Annotated in this window: 12 protein-coding genes and 2 pseudogenes; 8 read left to right on the plus strand and 6 right to left on the minus strand. The window is 71.5% G+C overall.

Annotated elements, in window-relative coordinates; genetic code table 11:
* Positions 1-63 precede the first annotated feature (63 nt).
* Complete coding sequence (locus AB0B33_RS29070) at positions 64-1,047, plus strand: ATP-binding cassette domain-containing protein (protein ID WP_360777438.1); 984 nt, start codon at positions 64-66, stop codon at positions 1,045-1,047.
* Positions 1,044-1,850, plus strand: coding sequence for an ABC transporter permease (locus AB0B33_RS29075; RefSeq protein WP_360777440.1), 807 nt, complete (start codon positions 1,044-1,046; stop codon positions 1,848-1,850). The genes AB0B33_RS29070 and AB0B33_RS29075 overlap by 4 nt, the downstream gene beginning before the upstream one ends.
* Positions 1,851-1,938: 88 nt before the next feature.
* On the opposite strand, the gene AB0B33_RS29080 is transcribed toward AB0B33_RS29075, so the two are convergent.
* The gene (locus AB0B33_RS29080; protein WP_360777442.1) at positions 1,939-5,100 is read right to left on the minus strand and encodes a BTAD domain-containing putative transcriptional regulator; all 3,162 of its coding nucleotides are present in this window, start codon (positions 5,098-5,100) and stop codon (positions 1,939-1,941) included.
* A 148-nt stretch (positions 5,101-5,248) separates the two neighbouring features.
* Here AB0B33_RS29080 and AB0B33_RS29085 point away from each other — a divergent pair, with 148 nt between their 5' ends.
* Positions 5,249-6,679: a M1 family metallopeptidase gene (locus tag AB0B33_RS29085; protein ID WP_360777444.1), complete on the plus strand. Its 1,431-nt coding sequence runs from the start codon at positions 5,249-5,251 to the stop codon at positions 6,677-6,679.
* A 74-nt stretch (positions 6,680-6,753) separates the two neighbouring features.
* Entirely contained in the window at positions 6,754-7,395 is a 642-nt protein-coding gene (gene pcp, locus AB0B33_RS29090) for a pyroglutamyl-peptidase I (RefSeq protein WP_247025477.1), read from the plus strand.
* On the opposite strand, the gene AB0B33_RS29095 is transcribed toward pcp, so the two are convergent.
* The gene (locus AB0B33_RS29095; RefSeq protein WP_360777446.1) at positions 7,392-8,054 is read right to left on the minus strand and encodes a hypothetical protein; all 663 of its coding nucleotides are present in this window, start codon (positions 8,052-8,054) and stop codon (positions 7,392-7,394) included. The two genes, pcp and AB0B33_RS29095, sit on opposite strands and share 4 nt — an antisense overlap.
* Before the next feature lie 134 nt (positions 8,055-8,188).
* Here AB0B33_RS29095 and AB0B33_RS29100 point away from each other — a divergent pair, with 134 nt between their 5' ends.
* From AB0B33_RS29100 to AB0B33_RS29110, 3 genes are read left to right on the plus strand one after another with little or no spacing between them, the layout of a single operon-like run.
* Positions 8,189-8,569, plus strand: coding sequence for a hypothetical protein (locus tag AB0B33_RS29100; protein WP_360777448.1), 381 nt, complete (start codon positions 8,189-8,191; stop codon positions 8,567-8,569).
* 1 nt (position 8,570) lies between these two features.
* Complete coding sequence (locus AB0B33_RS29105; RefSeq protein ID WP_360777450.1) at positions 8,571-9,629, plus strand: hypothetical protein; 1,059 nt, start codon at positions 8,571-8,573, stop codon at positions 9,627-9,629.
* Complete coding sequence (locus tag AB0B33_RS29110) at positions 9,622-10,080, plus strand: YbaB/EbfC family nucleoid-associated protein (protein WP_360777452.1); 459 nt, start codon at positions 9,622-9,624, stop codon at positions 10,078-10,080. The genes AB0B33_RS29105 and AB0B33_RS29110 overlap by 8 nt, the downstream gene beginning before the upstream one ends.
* Positions 10,081-10,110: 30 nt before the next feature.
* Here AB0B33_RS29110 and AB0B33_RS29115 read toward each other — a convergent pair.
* The 3 genes and pseudogenes from AB0B33_RS29115 to AB0B33_RS29125 all read right to left on the minus strand — a co-directional run.
* Positions 10,111-11,301, minus strand: a pseudogene (locus AB0B33_RS29115) (Hsp70 family protein); the annotation flags it as partial.
* A 170-nt stretch (positions 11,302-11,471) separates the two neighbouring features.
* Positions 11,472-11,702 (minus strand): annotated as a pseudogene (locus AB0B33_RS29120) (helix-turn-helix transcriptional regulator); the annotation flags it as partial.
* A gap of 176 nt (positions 11,703-11,878) precedes the next feature.
* Positions 11,879-14,437 (minus strand): ATP-dependent Clp protease ATP-binding subunit, encoded by a 2,559-nt coding sequence (locus AB0B33_RS29125; RefSeq protein ID WP_360777454.1) that lies wholly within the window; start codon positions 14,435-14,437, stop codon positions 11,879-11,881.
* A 369-nt stretch (positions 14,438-14,806) separates the two neighbouring features.
* Here AB0B33_RS29125 and AB0B33_RS29130 point away from each other — a divergent pair, with 369 nt between their 5' ends.
* Entirely contained in the window at positions 14,807-15,724 is a 918-nt protein-coding gene (locus AB0B33_RS29130; RefSeq protein ID WP_360777456.1) for a (2Fe-2S)-binding protein, read from the plus strand.
* Here the strand turns inward: AB0B33_RS29130 and AB0B33_RS29135 are convergent.
* Positions 15,634-16,200: a TIGR03086 family metal-binding protein gene (locus AB0B33_RS29135; RefSeq protein ID WP_360777458.1), complete on the minus strand. Its 567-nt coding sequence runs from the start codon at positions 16,198-16,200 to the stop codon at positions 15,634-15,636. The genes AB0B33_RS29130 and AB0B33_RS29135 overlap by 91 nt on opposite strands.
* Between the last annotated feature and the right edge of the window lie 27 nt (positions 16,201-16,227).

A 16,227-nucleotide genomic window follows, 5' to 3' on the forward strand; every position in this document is an offset into this window, starting at 1 on the left:
CGGCCTGCCAGCGCCGCCGTCCACAGTGGTGCCAGAACCCGCGACGAGCGAAGGAGGACGCCCATGTCGCACGCGATCCAGGCCGAGGGCCTGGTCAAACACTTCGGGGAAACCAAGGCGCTGGACGGGGTGGACCTCGAAGTCCCGTTCGGCAAGGTCGTCGGGGTGCTGGGGCCGAACGGCGCCGGCAAGACGACCGCCGTCCGGATCCTGGCGACCCTGATGAAACCCGACGGCGGGAGAGCCACCGTGGGGGGCTACGACGTGGTCAAGGACCCGGTCCGGGTCCGCGGCCTGATCGGGCTGACCGGGCAGTACGCGTCGGTCGACGAGGACCTGAACGGCACCGAGAACCTGGTCCTCATCGGACGGCTCTACGGGATGCCCCGCGCGCACGCCAAGAAGCGGGCCGCCGAGCTGATCGAGCGGTTCGAGCTGACCAAGGCGGCCAAGCGGCCGGTCCGGACGTACTCGGGCGGCATGCGGCGGCGGATCGACCTGGCCGCGAGCCTGGTCGGCGGCCCGGAGGTGCTCTACCTCGACGAGCCGACCACCGGGCTCGACCCGCACGCCCGCAACGAGGTTTGGGACGTCGTCCGCGGCCTCGTCGCCGAAGGCGCCACGGTGCTGCTGACCACGCAGTACCTCGAGGAAGCCGACCAGCTGGCCGACAAGATCACCGTGTTCGACCACGGCCGCGTCGTCGCCGACGGCCGCGCCGACGAGCTGAAGCGCCGCGTCGGCGGGCAGACGCTGCAGGTGCGCCCGACGCAGCTGTCCGACATGGACGCCGTCGACCGGATCCTCGCCGACCTCAGCGGGGTGCGGCCGTCCCGCGACACCGGGACCGGGCTGCTCACCGCGCCGGTCAGCGATCCGGTGCTGCTGTCCACCTTGGTCCGCAAGCTGGACGAAGCCGGGATCACCGCGGACGAGCTGGCGCTGCGGCTGCCCAGCCTCGACGAGGTGTTCCTCGCGCTGACCGGGCACGCCGCCGAATCGTCCGCCGAGGACACCACCCGCGATCTCGAAGGGAGCGTGGCATGACGACGCTGGCGCTCGACCGCCCGGCCCCGCCGCGGCACATCACCCCCGTCAAGGGACTCCAGCACTCGCTTTCGCTGGCCTGGCGCGGGATCTTGAAGATCCGCAAGAACCCCGAGCAGCTCGCCGACGTGACGCTGATGCCGATCGTCTTCCTGGTGGTGTTCGTCTACCTGTTCGGCGGCGCGCTGTCCGGCTCGACCGACGCGTACCTGCAGATGGTCGTGCCCGGCGTCATCGTGATGAACATCCTGCAGGCGTGCCTGACCGTCGGGACGAACCTCAACACCGACGTCAGCAAGGGCGTGTTCGACCGGTTCCGCAGCATGCCGATCGCGCGCTCGGCACCCCTGATCGGGGCCGTGCTCGCCGACGTCGTGCGCTACCTGGTCTGCCTGGTGGTGCTGATGGTCGTGGCGACGCTGATGGGCTACCGGATCGCGACCAGCCCCGGTGAGTTCGCCGTGGCCATCCTGCTCGCGCTGGCGTTCGGCCTCTGCTTCTGCTGGGGCTCGGTGTTCGTCGGCATGCTGATGAAGACGCCGGGTTCGGCGCAGGCGCTGATGTTCGTCTTCATCATGCCGCTGACGTTCGGCAGCAACGTGTTCGTGCAGACGTCCACGATGCCGGGCTGGCTGCGGGCGTGGGCCGACATCAGCCCGGTCAGCCTGATGGCGAACGCGTTGCGCGGCTTGATGAACGGCGGCGCCGTCGCCGGTCCGCTGGCCGGCGCGCTGGCCTGGATGGCCGGTGCCGTCGTGGTGTTCTTCCCGCTGGCCACGTGGGCCTACCGCCGGCGGGTGTGAGGGCGCGGAGACACGGGGATGTTCCGCACCAGGGGAGGTCGTGAGTGGTCAGGCGGGTCAGCACCCGCCTGACCACTCACGACCGGGTTCAGTCCAGTTCGGCCAGGAGCCAGGCGATCGTGTCCTTTTTGGACACGGCCCTGGCTTCTTCGTACTTCGCGTCGTAGTCGGGCAGCACCGCGCGCAGGTCGTCGATGAGCGCGCGGACCTCGGGGCTGCCGAGGTCGAGCCGCCCGCGGATGACGGCGGACGCGGCGAGCACCCGGGCCGCCGTCTCGTGCTCGCCCTGCTGCTCGCGGATCATCGCCAGCAGTTCGACCGCGCCGGCCATGTCCGGCATGTCACCGCGCTTGCTCGTCGCCCGGACCGCGACGACGGCGTGCGGTTCCGCCTCGTCGGCCCGGCCCTCGGCCAGCAGGATCCGCGCCTCGAAGGCGTGCACGAACTCGTCGCCGATGCCGCCGGGGAACCAGTCGTCGCCGCCCATCGCGGTGACGCGGTCGAGCAGCGCCCGCGCTTCGACCAGCTCGCCCGTGCGCAGCAGCAGTTCGAGCCGCCCGAACATCAGGATCGCCCGGTGCTGCAGGTTCGTGATGCCTTCGCCGTAGCGCTCCGCGGCTTCCTGGTCGCGCCAGGCCCCCTCGAAGTCGCCGGTTCGCGCCCGCTCGACGGCCAGCCGCCACCAGTGCTGCACGGCGTCTTCGAACGACCGCAGCTCGATCGAGAGCGCCAGGCCCTCCTGGTAGGTCTCGATGGCCTTCGCGCTGTCGCCGTCCTGGGACAGCGCGTACGCCTTGAAGCTCAACGTCATCGCGGTGCCCCAGCGGTCGCCGACCTCCGCGAACCCGGAGTGCGCCAGGTCGCGCGCCCGGTCCGCGCCCGCGACGTCGCCCGCGTCGTCGAGGAGGAAGCTCTCCACCCAGTGGCCGCCGGCACGCGTCCAGGTGTCCCCGCTCGCCTGGGCCCGGCGCACCTCGCGGATGGCGATTTCGCGGTCACCACCGAGGAAAGCGAGCATCGGCAGCGCCACCGCCAGCCCGGGGTACCGCTCCACCGCGTTCGTGCGCACGCACTCGTCGACCAGCCGGAGGATCTCGCTCTGCTCGGACCGGACCGGGATCGCGTCCATGAGGTAGAAGAGCGCCCGGTAGGCCGCCCCGACCGCGGGCGGCAGCCGGTCGCCGAAGTCGAGGGTCTCGCGGATCAGGCCGCCGACCCGGTGGCCCTGCCCGAGGATGGTCAGGTACCAGAACATCCCGTCCAGCAACGCGACCGCGTTGTCCACATCGGACATCTCGATCGCACCGCGCAGGGCGTCGATCATGTTCGCGTTCTCGGCCTCGTACCGGTCGATCGCGCGCAGCTGCTCGGCGGTGCGCAGCGTCGGCTCCAGCCGCTGCGCGAGCTCGGCGTAGCAGGAGGCCATCGCGCGGCGCGTCCGGTCGCGCTCGCCCGACTCGACCAGCCGCTCGGTGGCGTAGGCGCGCAACGTCTCCAGCATCCGGTACCGCGGCTCGCCGAACCCACCGTCCACAGTGTCCACAATGGACTTTTCGACCAAGCTGCCGAGCACGTACGGGACGTCGGCCGCGGGCAGCAGCTCGTCCGCGCAGACGGCTTCCACCGGACCCAGCTCGGCCCCGCCGGCGAACACCGAAAGCCGCCGGGCCAGCACCAGCTCGGCCTCGGTCAGCAGGTCCCAGCTCCATTCGACCACCGCGCGCAGCGTCCGCTGCCGGGGCAGCGCCGTCCGGCTGCCCGAGGTGAGCAGCCGGAACCGGTCGCCGAGCCGCCCGGCGATCTGGGCCACGGTCATCGACCGCAGCCGGGCCGCGGCCAGCTCCAGCGCCAGCGGCATCCCGTCCAGCCGCCGGCAGATCTCGCCGACCTGGTCCACAGTGGACTCGTCGAGCACGAAGTCGGGGCGGACGGCCGCGGCCCGGTCGAGGAACAACCGCGTCGAGTCCAGCTCGGCGGCTTCGGCGGGCGCGGCGCGTTCGGCGGGCACCGGCAACGGGCCGAGCGGGCACAGCGCTTCCCCGGTGATGGCGAGCGGCTCGCGGCTGGTGGCCAGGATCCGCAGCCGCGGCGCGCGCTGCAGCAGCTCGTCGGCCAGCCTCGCGGCGGCGTCCACGACGTGCTCGCAGTTGTCCAGTACCAGCAGCGCTTCCGCGCCGCCGAGCACCTCGATGGCCTGGTCGAGCGGGTCCAGCGGGCGGCGCATTTCGGTGTCGGTGCTGCGGATGTCGCGGATCTCCAGCGCGCCCAGCAGCGCGCCGCCGAGGTCGTCCGGGTCGCGCACGCCGGCCAGCGCGGCGAACCACACGCGGCCGCGCTGCTGCGCCGGGTGCCGTGACGCCGCTTCGGTGGCCAGCCGCGTCTTGCCCGCCCCGCCCGGCCCGGTCAAGGTGACCAGCCGGGCGCCGCCGAGCAGTTCGGCCAGCAGCTTGAGCTCGTCGTCGCGGCCGATGAACGTCGTCAGCCGGGTCGGCAGCCGGTCGGCCACCGGGGCCGGCGGCGCGAGCTCGCCCCGCAGCGCGGCGACGTGGATCTCCTGCAGCTCGGCCGACGGGTCGACGCCGAGCTGGTCGGCCAGCGTGCGGCGGATCCCGGTGTAGACCGACAGCGCCTCCGACTGCCGCCCGGCCGCGCAGAGCGCCCGCATCCGCAGCCCGGCGAGCCGTTCCCGCAGCGGGTCGGCCTCGGCCGCCGCGGTCAGGTCGGCCAGGACCCGGGCGTGCTCGCCGAGCCGGATCAGGGCTTCGAACCGGTCCTCGGTGGCCTCGGTCCGCAGCCCGGTGAGCCGCCGCGCGGGAGCGTGGGCGAAAGGCGCGTCGAGGACGTCGGCGAGCGCGTCGCCGTGCCAGAGGCCGAGTGCCTCGGCAAGCAGCTCCGCCGCGTAGGCGTCCCGGCCCGCGGCCAGCTCGCGGCGGCCGTCGGCGGCGAGCCGTTCGAACCGTTCCGCGTCGACCTCTTCGCGCGAGACCGCCAGCCGGTAGCCGCCCGGCCCGGATTCGACCGCCACCGGCAGGGCTTTCCGCAGCCGCGAGACCAGCGACTGCAGGGCGTTGGCCGCGTCGGACGGCGGTTCGCCGCCCCACAGGCCGTCGACGAGCGCGTCCGCCGACACCGCGCGCCCGGCGTCCAGCGCGAGCCTGGCCAGGAGCATGCGGAGGCGGGCACCGCCGATGTCGATCGGGGTGCCGTCGTCTTCCGCCGCACGCAGCGGGCCCAGCAGCGCGACGCGCATGCGTCCAGCTTTCCAGACGGCGGCCGGGTGCAGGGCCGGGGCGACGTAAGTGCTGATTATCCGGACAAATGCGACGCGAGCCCCCCAGTGCCCACGTTCGTGGCGATACGTTGCGGGCGAGGTCCACCTGACACCGACAGGAGCGTTCATGAGGGTGAAGAAACCGGTCGTGGTCGCGGCCGCCGTGGTCGCGAGCCTCTGCCTGGGCACCGGCGTCGCCGCGGCCGGCGACGGCTGGGGCGCGAAGCCCGGCAGCGACGGCGCCGGGGACAGCTACTACCCGCAGGACGGCAACGGCGGCTACAACGTCGCGGACTACAACCTCAAGGTCACCTACGACCCGGCGTCGCACCAGCTCACCGGGAACCAGGACATCACCGCGCGGGCGACCCAGTCGCTCAACTCGTTCGACCTGGACTTCAAGGGCCTGACCGTCGACTCGGTGAAGGTCGACGGCCGGGACGCGAAGTTCAGCCGGACCGGCGACCACGAACTGGTCGTCACGCCGGCGCGGGCGCTGTGGCGCGGCCAGAACTTCAAGGTCAAGATCGCCTACCACGGTGTGCCCGCGCCGATCAGCGACCCGGCGCTCGGCGACAACGGCTGGCAGTACGCCAAGGCGGGCGGCGCGTTCGTCGCCGGCGAGCCGCGGTCGGCGACCACCTGGTACCCGGTCAACGACACCCCGCTCGACAAGGCCACGTTCCACCTGGCGATCACCGTGCCGGACGAGTGGGGCGTGATCGCCAACGGCCGCGAGAAGCCGTCCTTCAAGGCGCCGGGCGGCACCACGCACGTCTGGGCCGAAGAGACGCCGATCGTGCCGTACATGACGACGGTCGCGATCGACAAGTGGACCTTCGACCGCCAGACCCGCAAGGACGGCACGCCGATCGTCAGCGCGTTCGCCCCCGGCGTGCCCGACACGACGAAGCAGGCCGAAGGGCGGCTGCCGGAGATCCTCGACTTCCTCGAGTCGAAGTTCGGCAAGTACCCGATCGACGCCGCCGGCGGCATCTTCCTCAACGAGCAGATCGGCTTCTCGCTGGAGACGATGAGCCGGCCGATCTACTCCGCGGGCTGGGCCGGCACGGTGCCGACGATCGTCCACGAGAACGCCCACCAGTGGTACGGCGACTCGGTGGCGGTCGAGCACTGGAAGGACGTCTGCCTCAACGAGTGCTTCGCCTCCTACGCCACGTGGCTGTGGGACGAGGGCAAGGAAGGCGTCGACCTGAACAAGCAGTACGCGGACGACGTCAAGAAGGCGTCGACGGCGTTCTGGAACGGCAAGCTCTACGACATGGGACAGGGCAACGAGTTCACGTACGTGTACTCGAAGGGCCCGGTGATGCTGCACGCGCTGCGCAACTACGTCGGTGAGCAGGCGTTCTCCCGGGTCCTGAAGACCTGGCCGTCGCTGCACCGAGACGGGAACGCGAACATGCAGCAGTTCCAGCGGTACACCGAAGCCGTCTCGCACAAGAACCTCCAGGGGTTCTTCGACGCGTGGGTGTACGGCACCGGCAAGCCCGCCGACCAGTACCTGTACCCGGGTGGCCTGAAGCCCGCCGCCTGACCCGCGTTCCGTGAAGGCCACCTCGGGGAACGTAAGGTTCCCGGAGGTGGCCTTCACGGCGTTTCGGAGGTGGCATGGCCAAGGTGCTGATGACGGGGTTCGCGCCGTTCGGCGGTGAGCCGGTGAACCCCTCGTGGCAGGCGGTTTCGCGGCTCGGCGGGCGCCGGGACGACGTCGCCGCGGTCGAGCTGCCGTGCGAGTTCGCGGCGTCGCTGCCCGCCCTGCGCGCCGCGGTCGAGGAGCACCGGCCGTCGCTCGTGGTGTGCGTCGGCCAGGCCGGCGGGCGGTCCGACGTCACGCCGGAGCGGGTCGCGATCAACCTGGTCGACGCCCGCATCCCCGACAACGCGGGCGCGCAGCCGGTCGACGTCCCGGTGGTCCCGGACGGCCCGGCGGCCTACTTCTCGACGCTGCCGGTGAAGGCCTGCGTGGCGGCGATCCGCGCGGCCGGCGTGCCGGCGTCGGTGTCCCACACCGCCGGGACGTACGTGTGCAACCAGGTCTTCTACGGCCTCATGCACCTGCTGGCGACGGAGTTCCCCGGTGTGCGCGGCGGGTTCGTGCACGTGCCGTTCAGCCCCGGGCAGGTCGCCGCTTCGGGCAAGCAGGCGCCGTCGCTCGGCGTGGACCGGATCGCCGACGCGCTGGACGTCCTGGCGGACACGGCGTTGAAGACGACCGTCGACCTGGTGGTCAGCGCGGGCGCGGAGCACTAACCGCCGCGGCCGGTCAGCTCCACGAACGCCGCCGGGCCCGGGACGTTGTGGTGCACCGTCAGGTCCGCCACCCGGTCGCCGCTCCACGCCGGCGTGAAGCTGACCACCAGCGTGCACCGGCGGCCCGGGGCGATGTCCCGGTCCACGCAGCCGCGCGCGTCCACCACGAAGTCGGTGCTGTCCAGCTCGATCCCGCTCACCCGCAACGCGCTGGCGCCGACGCTGCGGACCGCCACCGTGCACGTCGTCGTGGTGCGCACCGGGGTCGTGCCGCAGGCGACCGACTCCGGCACGACGACTTTCGCCTCCGCGGCCGCGTCCGGCACCACCGGGAACGTCGCCGGCTTGCCGCGCACGAGGTCAAGTACGGTCACCCCGGTCACCGTCAGCACCAGCGCACCCGCGGCCAGCAGCACGATCGCGATCGCCTTGATGCCGCGGGCGGCGCCGTCCTTGGCGGTGAACCCGCCGGCCGCCAGTACGGTGACCACCAGCGTCGAAACCAGCGTCGCGCTCGGGCCTGCGCCGATCGCGGCCGGGACAAGCGTGCCGAGCAGCGACGCCGCGACCGTGACGGCGAACCCGGTCCAGGAGAAGCGTTTCGCCTCGCGCAGCTGCCTCCGCACGGTCGGCGGCCGGGGCTTCGTCGCGGTGCTCATGCAGGTAAGAGCGCCGAGCACCCCGCACACGGACGAGGTTCCCCCGTTCGGCGGTACGGCGGGCCGTTCGTGATCTGGGGCACACCGCCGTCGAATCCCCCAGCCGGGCGAGCGAACGGTGTTTACATGTCCCGATGATCGGATTCGAAACCGACCTGCAGGACCTGCGGGATTCGGCCGGTGCCCTGCAGTCCGCGGCCGACGCCGCGGAAGCCGCGTCGAACGGCCTGCGTGGCACCGACGTCCCCGTCTCCTCCGGCGGTGACGGCTTCTTCGGGGGCATCGCCGGGATGCTCCCCGTGGCCAACGCCTTCGGCCGCACGCTCGGCATGCCGGCCGTCGCGAAGGCCTACAACGACCACCTGGTGAAGATCCAGAAGCTGGTCGCGCAGCTGCACCAGACGACCGCCGACACCAGCCACGCGCTGCTGCGGGTCGCGGAGCTGTACGAAACGGCCGACGAGGACTCGAAGCAGCGCGTCAACCGCGCGGCGGCCGGCCTGGAGGGGAACTGACGTGGACGGCTACTTCGACTCCGGGCTCGACGCCCAGCCGATGTCGAACGGCGACGACCGCCGCGCGGAACTGCTCGTGGGCATTTCGGAGGACCTGGAGGAAGGCGCGAACGACGCCCTCGACGCGCTCGAGATCCTGCGGGTGACCGACTGGATCTTCGGCATGGGCAGCGACGACTCCGGGTTCAAGCAGATGCAGGACGAGACCGCGGGCGTCTACCGCGAGTTCTCCGACGCCGACATCGACCACGAGTCGGCCGAGGGCCTGCAGAGCCTGATCATGAAGCACGACGCCGTCTGGAAGGCGCTGCAGCGCGACTCGAAGCCGAAGCTCGACGACGCCCGGCAGTTCCTCGACGTCTGGCGCGGCTCCGCGGCGAACGCCGTCAAGGCGTACCTGAACGAGCTCGCCGACGCTTTCACCGAGGTCGAAACCAAGATCACGGTGCTGGAGAGCGACATCGTCGCGGCGCGCGAAGCGATCGCTTCGGCCCGGCAGGACCTGAACAACCTCGGCTCGACGTTCAAGCAGACGGCCGAGGACTACCAGAAGTCGCAGGAGCGCAAGCGCGAAGCGGCGATGTCGAAGGTGCTGGCGGCGACGTTCGCGGGCGCGGTCACCGGTTTGCTGACCGTGGCGACCGCCGGCGCGGGCGCGGTGGCGGGCGCGTCGATGTTCACCGCCGCCAACGGGGCGCTGATCGCCGGGAACGCCGCCGGCGGCGCGATCACCGCCGTCGTGGCCAACCAGGCGGAGATCACCGGCGACAACGCGTTCGACCTGTACCAGAGCTTCGCCGAAAGCGCGGGCAAGATCCGCGGCGGCGCCGAAGACGCGGCTCGGACGTTGGCCGACCGCATCGGTGACGAGGCCGTCGACCTGCCGAAGATCCCGGACGCGCCGGACGTCAGCCCGGGTGCGAACTTCGACCCGTCGAACTTCGAGACCGACCACACTTCGCGGCAGACGGAGAAGAACGTCCGCGACGCGAACGTCGACATCGCGCCCGACGGCCAGGTGTCCAGCGGCGCCACGCACGCCGGGAGACCGGGTGGCTGACGGCCCGGACCGCGATGCCCTGCTGGCCGAGCTGTCCGCGCTCTCGGCGACGGCAACGTCCGACGACGGCGCGGTTTCGCTGGCGGTCAACACCGACGGCGTGCTGACCCGGCTGCGGCTGAGCGACGCCGTCTCGGGGATGTCGCCCGCCGAGATCGCGGACGCCGTCCTGCGGACGTACGTCGAAGCGCAGCGCGAGTCGGCGAAGCGGACCGGGCAGCTGCTGGCGCCGCTGGGCAGCGGCGGCTACCTGATGGACCGGCTGCGCTGGCGGGTGCAGTTCGAGCCGGCGCCGGTTCCGGTCGCGCCGCCCGCTGTTCCCCGTGCGGCGGACAGCACCGTGCTCAAGGACCGGTCGTCGGAAGCGCCGGCCGCGGCACCCCCGCCGTCCGGGCCGGTGCCGGACGACGACTACTACGGCAAGGGCATGCGGTTCGAGCAAGCCTGGTGAAGCTCCACTGTGGACTGGTCACCGCGACCACCACCGCTTGCGCGGCGGTTCCGGTTGTGGCGCGTACCGCGGCGGTGGCCGGAGGGCTTGCTGCTGCCACGGCTGGGGCCGCGGCGGCGGCACCGGCGGCCGGACGGGCGCGAACGCGGGCACGGTGAGGTCCGACGTGTCGAGCGGAACGTGGTGCAGCCCGAAGGCGACGGCCGTCTCGGGCCGGTCCTGCGTGGTCGGCGTGACCCCGAGCTGCCGCCCGAGCAGCGTTGCCAGCAACGGCATCCGGCTCGGCCCGCCGACGAGGTGGATCCCGGCGAGCTGCCCGGGGCTCAGCCCGGCGCGGCGGATCGTCGTCCCGAGCAGTTCGGCGCTGCGCAGCAGGCTGGGCCGCACGAGCGCTTCGAGCTCGTCCCGGCTGACGAGGACGTCCCCGAACGGCTCGGGCATGGGGACGTGGGTCTGCGCGTGCCGGGAGAGGCTTTCCTTGGCGTCGCGGACGTCTTGCAGGAGCGCCCGCCGCGCCCGCCGGTCGGCGGTGGTCTGCGGCCGCAGCAGCCGTTGCCACTGCGCGGGATCGGCGTGCGACACCGCGCGTCCGATGTGCACGAGCAGCGCCTGGTCGATGTCGAGGCTCCCGAGATCCGGCAGCCCGTCCTCGGCGAGCACGGCGAACCCCTGGCGGTTCACCCCGACGACGGCGCAGTCGAAGGTCCCGGCCCCGAGGTCGTAGACCCCGATCGGCCCGTTCCCGGAGTGCCCGAGACTCGCGTAGTGCGCGGCGGCGGCGACGGGTTCGGGAATGAGCCGCACATCGGCGAGCCCGGCTTTACCGGCAGCGGTCCTGATGGCCTCCTGCCGCGCGGCCCCCCACCCGGCGGGGTGCGAGATCCGCGTCTGCCCGGCGGGCCGCTGCAGGAGCCGTTCGGCTTCTTCCCGCATCCGCCGCAGAACGGCGGCGAAGGCGTCGGTGACCGGGACATCGGTGTCGCCGAGCCTCAGCGAGCCTTCGTCGATGCGGCGCTTGGGATTGGCTTCGAACCGGCTGGGATCCAGCCGCGCCCGCCGCTCGGCTTCCCGGCCGACGACGAGCAGCCCGTCATCGTTGAGGAAAACAGCGGAGGCCATGGTGGCGGCCCCATCGACCTCGACGGCCCGCGGGCCGTGCCCGGCGCCGGAGAGCACTCCGACGGTGCTGGACGTCCCGAAGTCGATCGCCAGCACATCCACGCGGATTCCCCTCCCAAGGCCCGCGGGCATCGTCTCACGGGCGGAGGAAGCGGCTCAGGCCCCGGCCTCGGGAGCGGAGACGGTGACGTCGTGGTCGTCGAAGTCCGCGACACGCGCAGCCGGCCGCCGAGAGCCGAGATGTAGCGCCGCAGGGTGTCCAGCTCCATCTGCCCGGGGTCCCCCTGCTCGAGCTGACTGATCCTCGGCTGGCTGACGCCCATGCGCTTGGCGAGCTCGGTCTGGCTGAGGCCGGCGTCCTCGCGGAGCTGAGCCAGGCGGAACCCGAGCACGAACGCCTCGGTGGCTTCGCGCGCGGCGGCCCGAGCACCCCCGACGTCCCGGCCGGCGTCCCGGTCGATGGCGGCCTTGTCCGCCTTCACGGCCTTCCAGGATCGGCTCATCGCGTCAGCCCTCCGCTCCGTGACTCAGGTGAGCGCGAAACCGCAGCTCCGCGACGGGGATGTTCCGGTCGACCAGCGGCTGTCCCGAGACCAGGACCCTCCCGGGCGAGCACACAAGAAAGGGCGGCTCCCCCCTCAAGGGGAACCGCCCTTCCTACGTCGCAGCTAAAGCCCGATCACTCGGCTTCGGCTTCGCCGCTCTGCTCCTCGTGGCCCGCGCCGATGCTGACCGGCGGGGCGTCCGGGATCGAGGACGGCCGGCGCTCACCGCGGAAGGTGAACTTGGCCTGGTCGTCCTTGTCCTCCGGGTTGCCGCTCCAGCCTTCGACGTCGACCAGGATGATCTGGCCCGCCTCGACCTCGCCGAACAGGATCTTCTCCGACAGCTGGTCCTCGATCTCGCGCTGGATCGTGCGGCGCAGCGGCCGGGCGCCCAGCACCGGGTCGAAGCCGCGCTTGGCCAGGAGGGACTTGGCCTTCTCGGTCAGCTCCAGCTCCATGTCCTTGGCGCGCAGCTGCGTCTCCACGCGGCCGATCATCAGGTCGACCATCATGATGATCTGTTCCTGCGTCAGCTGGTGGAACACGATGATGTCATCGATCCGGTTCAGGAACTCCGGGCGGAAATGCTTCTTCATTTCCTCGTTGACCTTCTGCTTCATCTTCTCGTACCGGTTCGTGGTGTCGTTGGCACCGGCGAACCCGAGGGAGACGGACTTCGAGATGTCCGACGTGCCCAGGTTGGACGTGAAGATGAGGACCGTGTTCTTGAAGTCGACCGTGCGACCCTGACCGTCGGTCAGGCGGCCGTCTTCCAGCACCTGCAGGAGCGTGTTGTAGATCTCCTGGTGCGCCTTCTCGATCTCGTCGAACAGGACCACCGAGAACGGCTTGCGACGCACCTTCTCCGTCAGCTGGCCGCCCTCTTCGTAGCCCACGTAGCCCGGAGGGGCACCGAAGAGCCGCGAAGCGGTGTAGCGGTCGTGGAACTCGCCCATGTCGATCTGGATGAGCGCGTCGTCCTCGCCGAACAGGAACGCCGCCAGCGCCTTCGACAGCTCGGTCTTACCGACACCGGACGGGCCGGCGAAGATGAACGAGCCCGACGGGCGCTTCGGGTCCTTCAGACCGGCACGCGTACGGCGGATCGCCTGCGAGACGGCCTTGACCGCGTCCTCCTGGCCGATGATGCGCTTGTGGAGTTCGTCCTCCATGCGCAGCAGCCGGGTGGTCTCCTCCTCGGTCAGCTTGAACACCGGGATGCCGGTCCAGTTGGCCAGCACCTCCGCGATCTGCTCGTCGTCGACCTCGGCGACGACGTCGAGGTCGCCGTCCTTCCACTGCTTCTCCCGCTCGCCCTTCTGGCCGAGGAGGGTCTTCTCCTCGTCACGCAGGCGGGCGGCGCGCTCGAAGTCCTGCGCGTCGATCGCGGACTCCTTGTCGCGGCGGACGTTCGCGATCTTCTCGTCGAACTCGCGCAGGTCCGGCGGCGCGGTCATCCGGCGGATGCGCATCCGGGCGCCGGCCTCGTCGATCAGGTCGATCGCCTTGTCCGGGAGGAACCGGTCGTTGATGTACCGGTCCGCCAGGGTCGCGGCGGCGACCAGCGCCGAGTCGGTGATCGAGACGCGGTGGTGCGCCTCGTACCGGTCGCGCAGGCCCTTGAGGATCTCGATCGTGTGCTCCAGCGACGGCTCGCCGACCTGGATCGGCTGGAACCGGCGCTCGAGGGCGGCGTCCTTCTCGATGTACTTGCGGTACTCCTCGAGCGTGGTCGCGCCGATCGTCTGCAGCTCACCGCGGGCGAGCATCGGCTTCAGGATCGAAGCCGCGTCGATCGCGCCCTCGGCGGCACCCGCCCCGACCAGCGTGTGCAGCTCGTCGATGAACAGGATGATGTCGCCGCGGGTCTTGATCTCCTTGAGCACCTTCTTCAGGCGCTCTTCGAAGTCACCGCGGTAGCGGGAGCCGGCGACCAGGGAGCCCAGGTCCAGCGTGTAGAGCTGCTTGTCCTTGAGCGTCTCGGGCACCTCGCCCTTGACGATGCTCTGCGCGAGGCCTTCGACGACGGCGGTCTTGCCGACGCCGGGCTCGCCGATGAGCACCGGGTTGTTCTTGGTCCGGCGGGACAGCACCTGCATGACCCGCTCGATCTCCTTGCCGCGCCCGATGACCGGGTCGAGCTTGCCCTCGCGGGCGAGCACGGTCATGTTGCGGCCGAACTGGTCGAGGACCAGCGACGACGACGGGGTGCCCTCACCGCGGCCGGAACCGGTTTCGGTGGACTCCTTGCCGCCCTGGTAGCCCGAGAGCAGCTGCAGCACCTGCTGGCGGACCCGGTTGAGGTCCGCACCCAGCTTGACCAGCACCTGCGCGGCGACGCCTTCGCCCTCGCGGATCAGGCCCAGCAGGATGTGCTCGGTGCCGATGTAGTTGTGGCCGAGCTGCAGCGCTTCGCGCAGCGACAGCTCCAGCACCTTCTTGGCGCGCGGCGTGAACGGGATGTGCCCGCTCGGCGCCTGCTGGCCCTGGCCGATGATCTCTTCGACCTGCTGGCGCACGCCCTCCAGGGCGATGCCCAGCGACTCCAGCGCCTTGGCGGCGACACCCTCACCCTCGTGGATCAGACCCAGGAGGATGTGCTCGGTGCCGATGTAGTTGTGGTTGAGCATCCTGGCTTCTTCTTGAGCCAGAACGACCACCCGCCTCGCGCGGTCGGTGAACCTCTCAAACATGTGCACTCCCTCGACTGCTGCGCCGGCGGCCCGTTTCCATCGTGCTTTCACCGCGATGGATTCAGCACCGTGAGACCACTCTAGTAGCCAAGTCGTCGCGCTGGCGTACCACTACGGCTGACAGTGGCCTTTTCCGCACCCGGACGTGGCATCTCCCGGGCACTTCCATCTTCGTGCTGCCCTGCACCTTTACGTCAAGCCCAACGTGCGGAGGGCCATCCGGATTCCGCCATCCGCGCGGTGTCCGCTCACCGCGAACAGTCCGCAACCTGGGAGTGCCGGATCACCCCGCCACCCGATTGGCGCAGCCGCCGTCTGCCTGTAAGGTTAGGCACGCCTAATCCACTACGCCTGCGAGGAGGGCCGCGGTTGAACCACCAGCGGTCCTTCCGTGACGCACGCGAGGTCGGAGACGGCCTCGCGTCGTCGTTGCGGCGGGTCTCCGGCCGCCAGGAGCGCACCGAACTGCGCCGGGACGTCCCGGCGGGCTGGATCCGCTGCTCGGAGCTGCTGGAGACCCCCGCGTACTTCGCCGAGTGGCGCGGCCTCCTCGGCGACTGGCTGCTGCGCGAGCACGACGCGACCCCGCCGCGGACCACGGCCAGCTGGGTCATGACGTGGTACCTGCACGTGCCGGCCTACGTCGGCGCGCTGCTGCTGCACCACGAGCGGCGGGTGCCGTCGCTGAAGCCGGCGGAGCTGGCGTTCCGGCTGGCCGACGACCGCCCGCACCCCGACGGCATGGCCGTGCTGGGTGACGCGTTCCACTGCCTGCCCACCGACCCCGGTTCCGCCCGCCCGGAGGCCACCGTGGTGCGCGACGAGCGCGCGCTGGCGGCCGTCCTGCGAGCGCGTTACCTGGCTCACGCCGCCCAGTTCGTCCAGGCGTACGCGCCGGTCAGCAGGCTCGGCAAGCGGATGCTCTGGGCGGCGGCGACCGACGCGCTGGAGAACTCGCTGTGGTGGGCGGGCCGCCAGGGCGGGACCGCGGAAGCGGAGGGCGCGGGCGTCGCCGACGCGGCACTGGTCCTCGACGCGCGCTACCCGCCGCTGACGTCGGCGTCGACGTTGCGCCTGGCGGAGGGCCCGGACGGCCACCGCGAGTGGACGCGGCGCCGCGAGAGCTGCTGCTTCTCCTACCTGCTCCCGGCCGAGCCGGAGTGCGACGGGTGCCCGCGCACCTGCTCGCCGCGGGCTCAGGGCGTCCAGGACGGGTCGCGGCCCGACGCACCCAGTGCCCGGTCGAACGCCGGCGCGGCCGCCGGCACCTCGACCTCGGGCCCGTAGACGCCCATCGAGCGCGCCTGCGCACCCATCAGCACCGCGGACTCGTACACCGCTGTCGCCGCTTCAGGCGCGACAGCGAGCTCCTGGCCGCTCGCCCGGGCCAGGTCCCAGCCGTGCAGCACGAACTCGCCCAGCACCATGTCGCCGACCACCGAGGCGGGCAGCCGCGTCGTCCCGAGCGCCGTCACGCCGGTCCACGCCGACGGCGTGCCGAAGACGTCGACGAGCGTCTCGGCCTGCTTCTCCAGCGCCGCGCGCCAGTCTTCGCCGACCAGCGCCGCCTCCGCCTCGGCGCCGCCGGGAGGCGGGTCCTCGCGGCGCCCCGCGGCCAGCAGCCACGGGCCCCAGAACAAGAGGTGGTTCAGCAGCCCGCGCACGGCGTACCCGGCGCACGGCGTCGGCGCGGTCAAGTCGGTCACGGCGGTGGCGACCCGGAGGAATTCGCTCGCGGCGGGCCGCAGCAGCTCGGCAGTCATGCCGGAGAGCCAAGCGGGTGCCCGCTT

It is taken from the genome of Amycolatopsis sp. NPDC049159 (assembly GCF_040648295.1).
Classification (GTDB): Bacteria; Actinomycetota; Actinomycetes; order Mycobacteriales; family Pseudonocardiaceae; genus Amycolatopsis; species Amycolatopsis pretoriensis_A.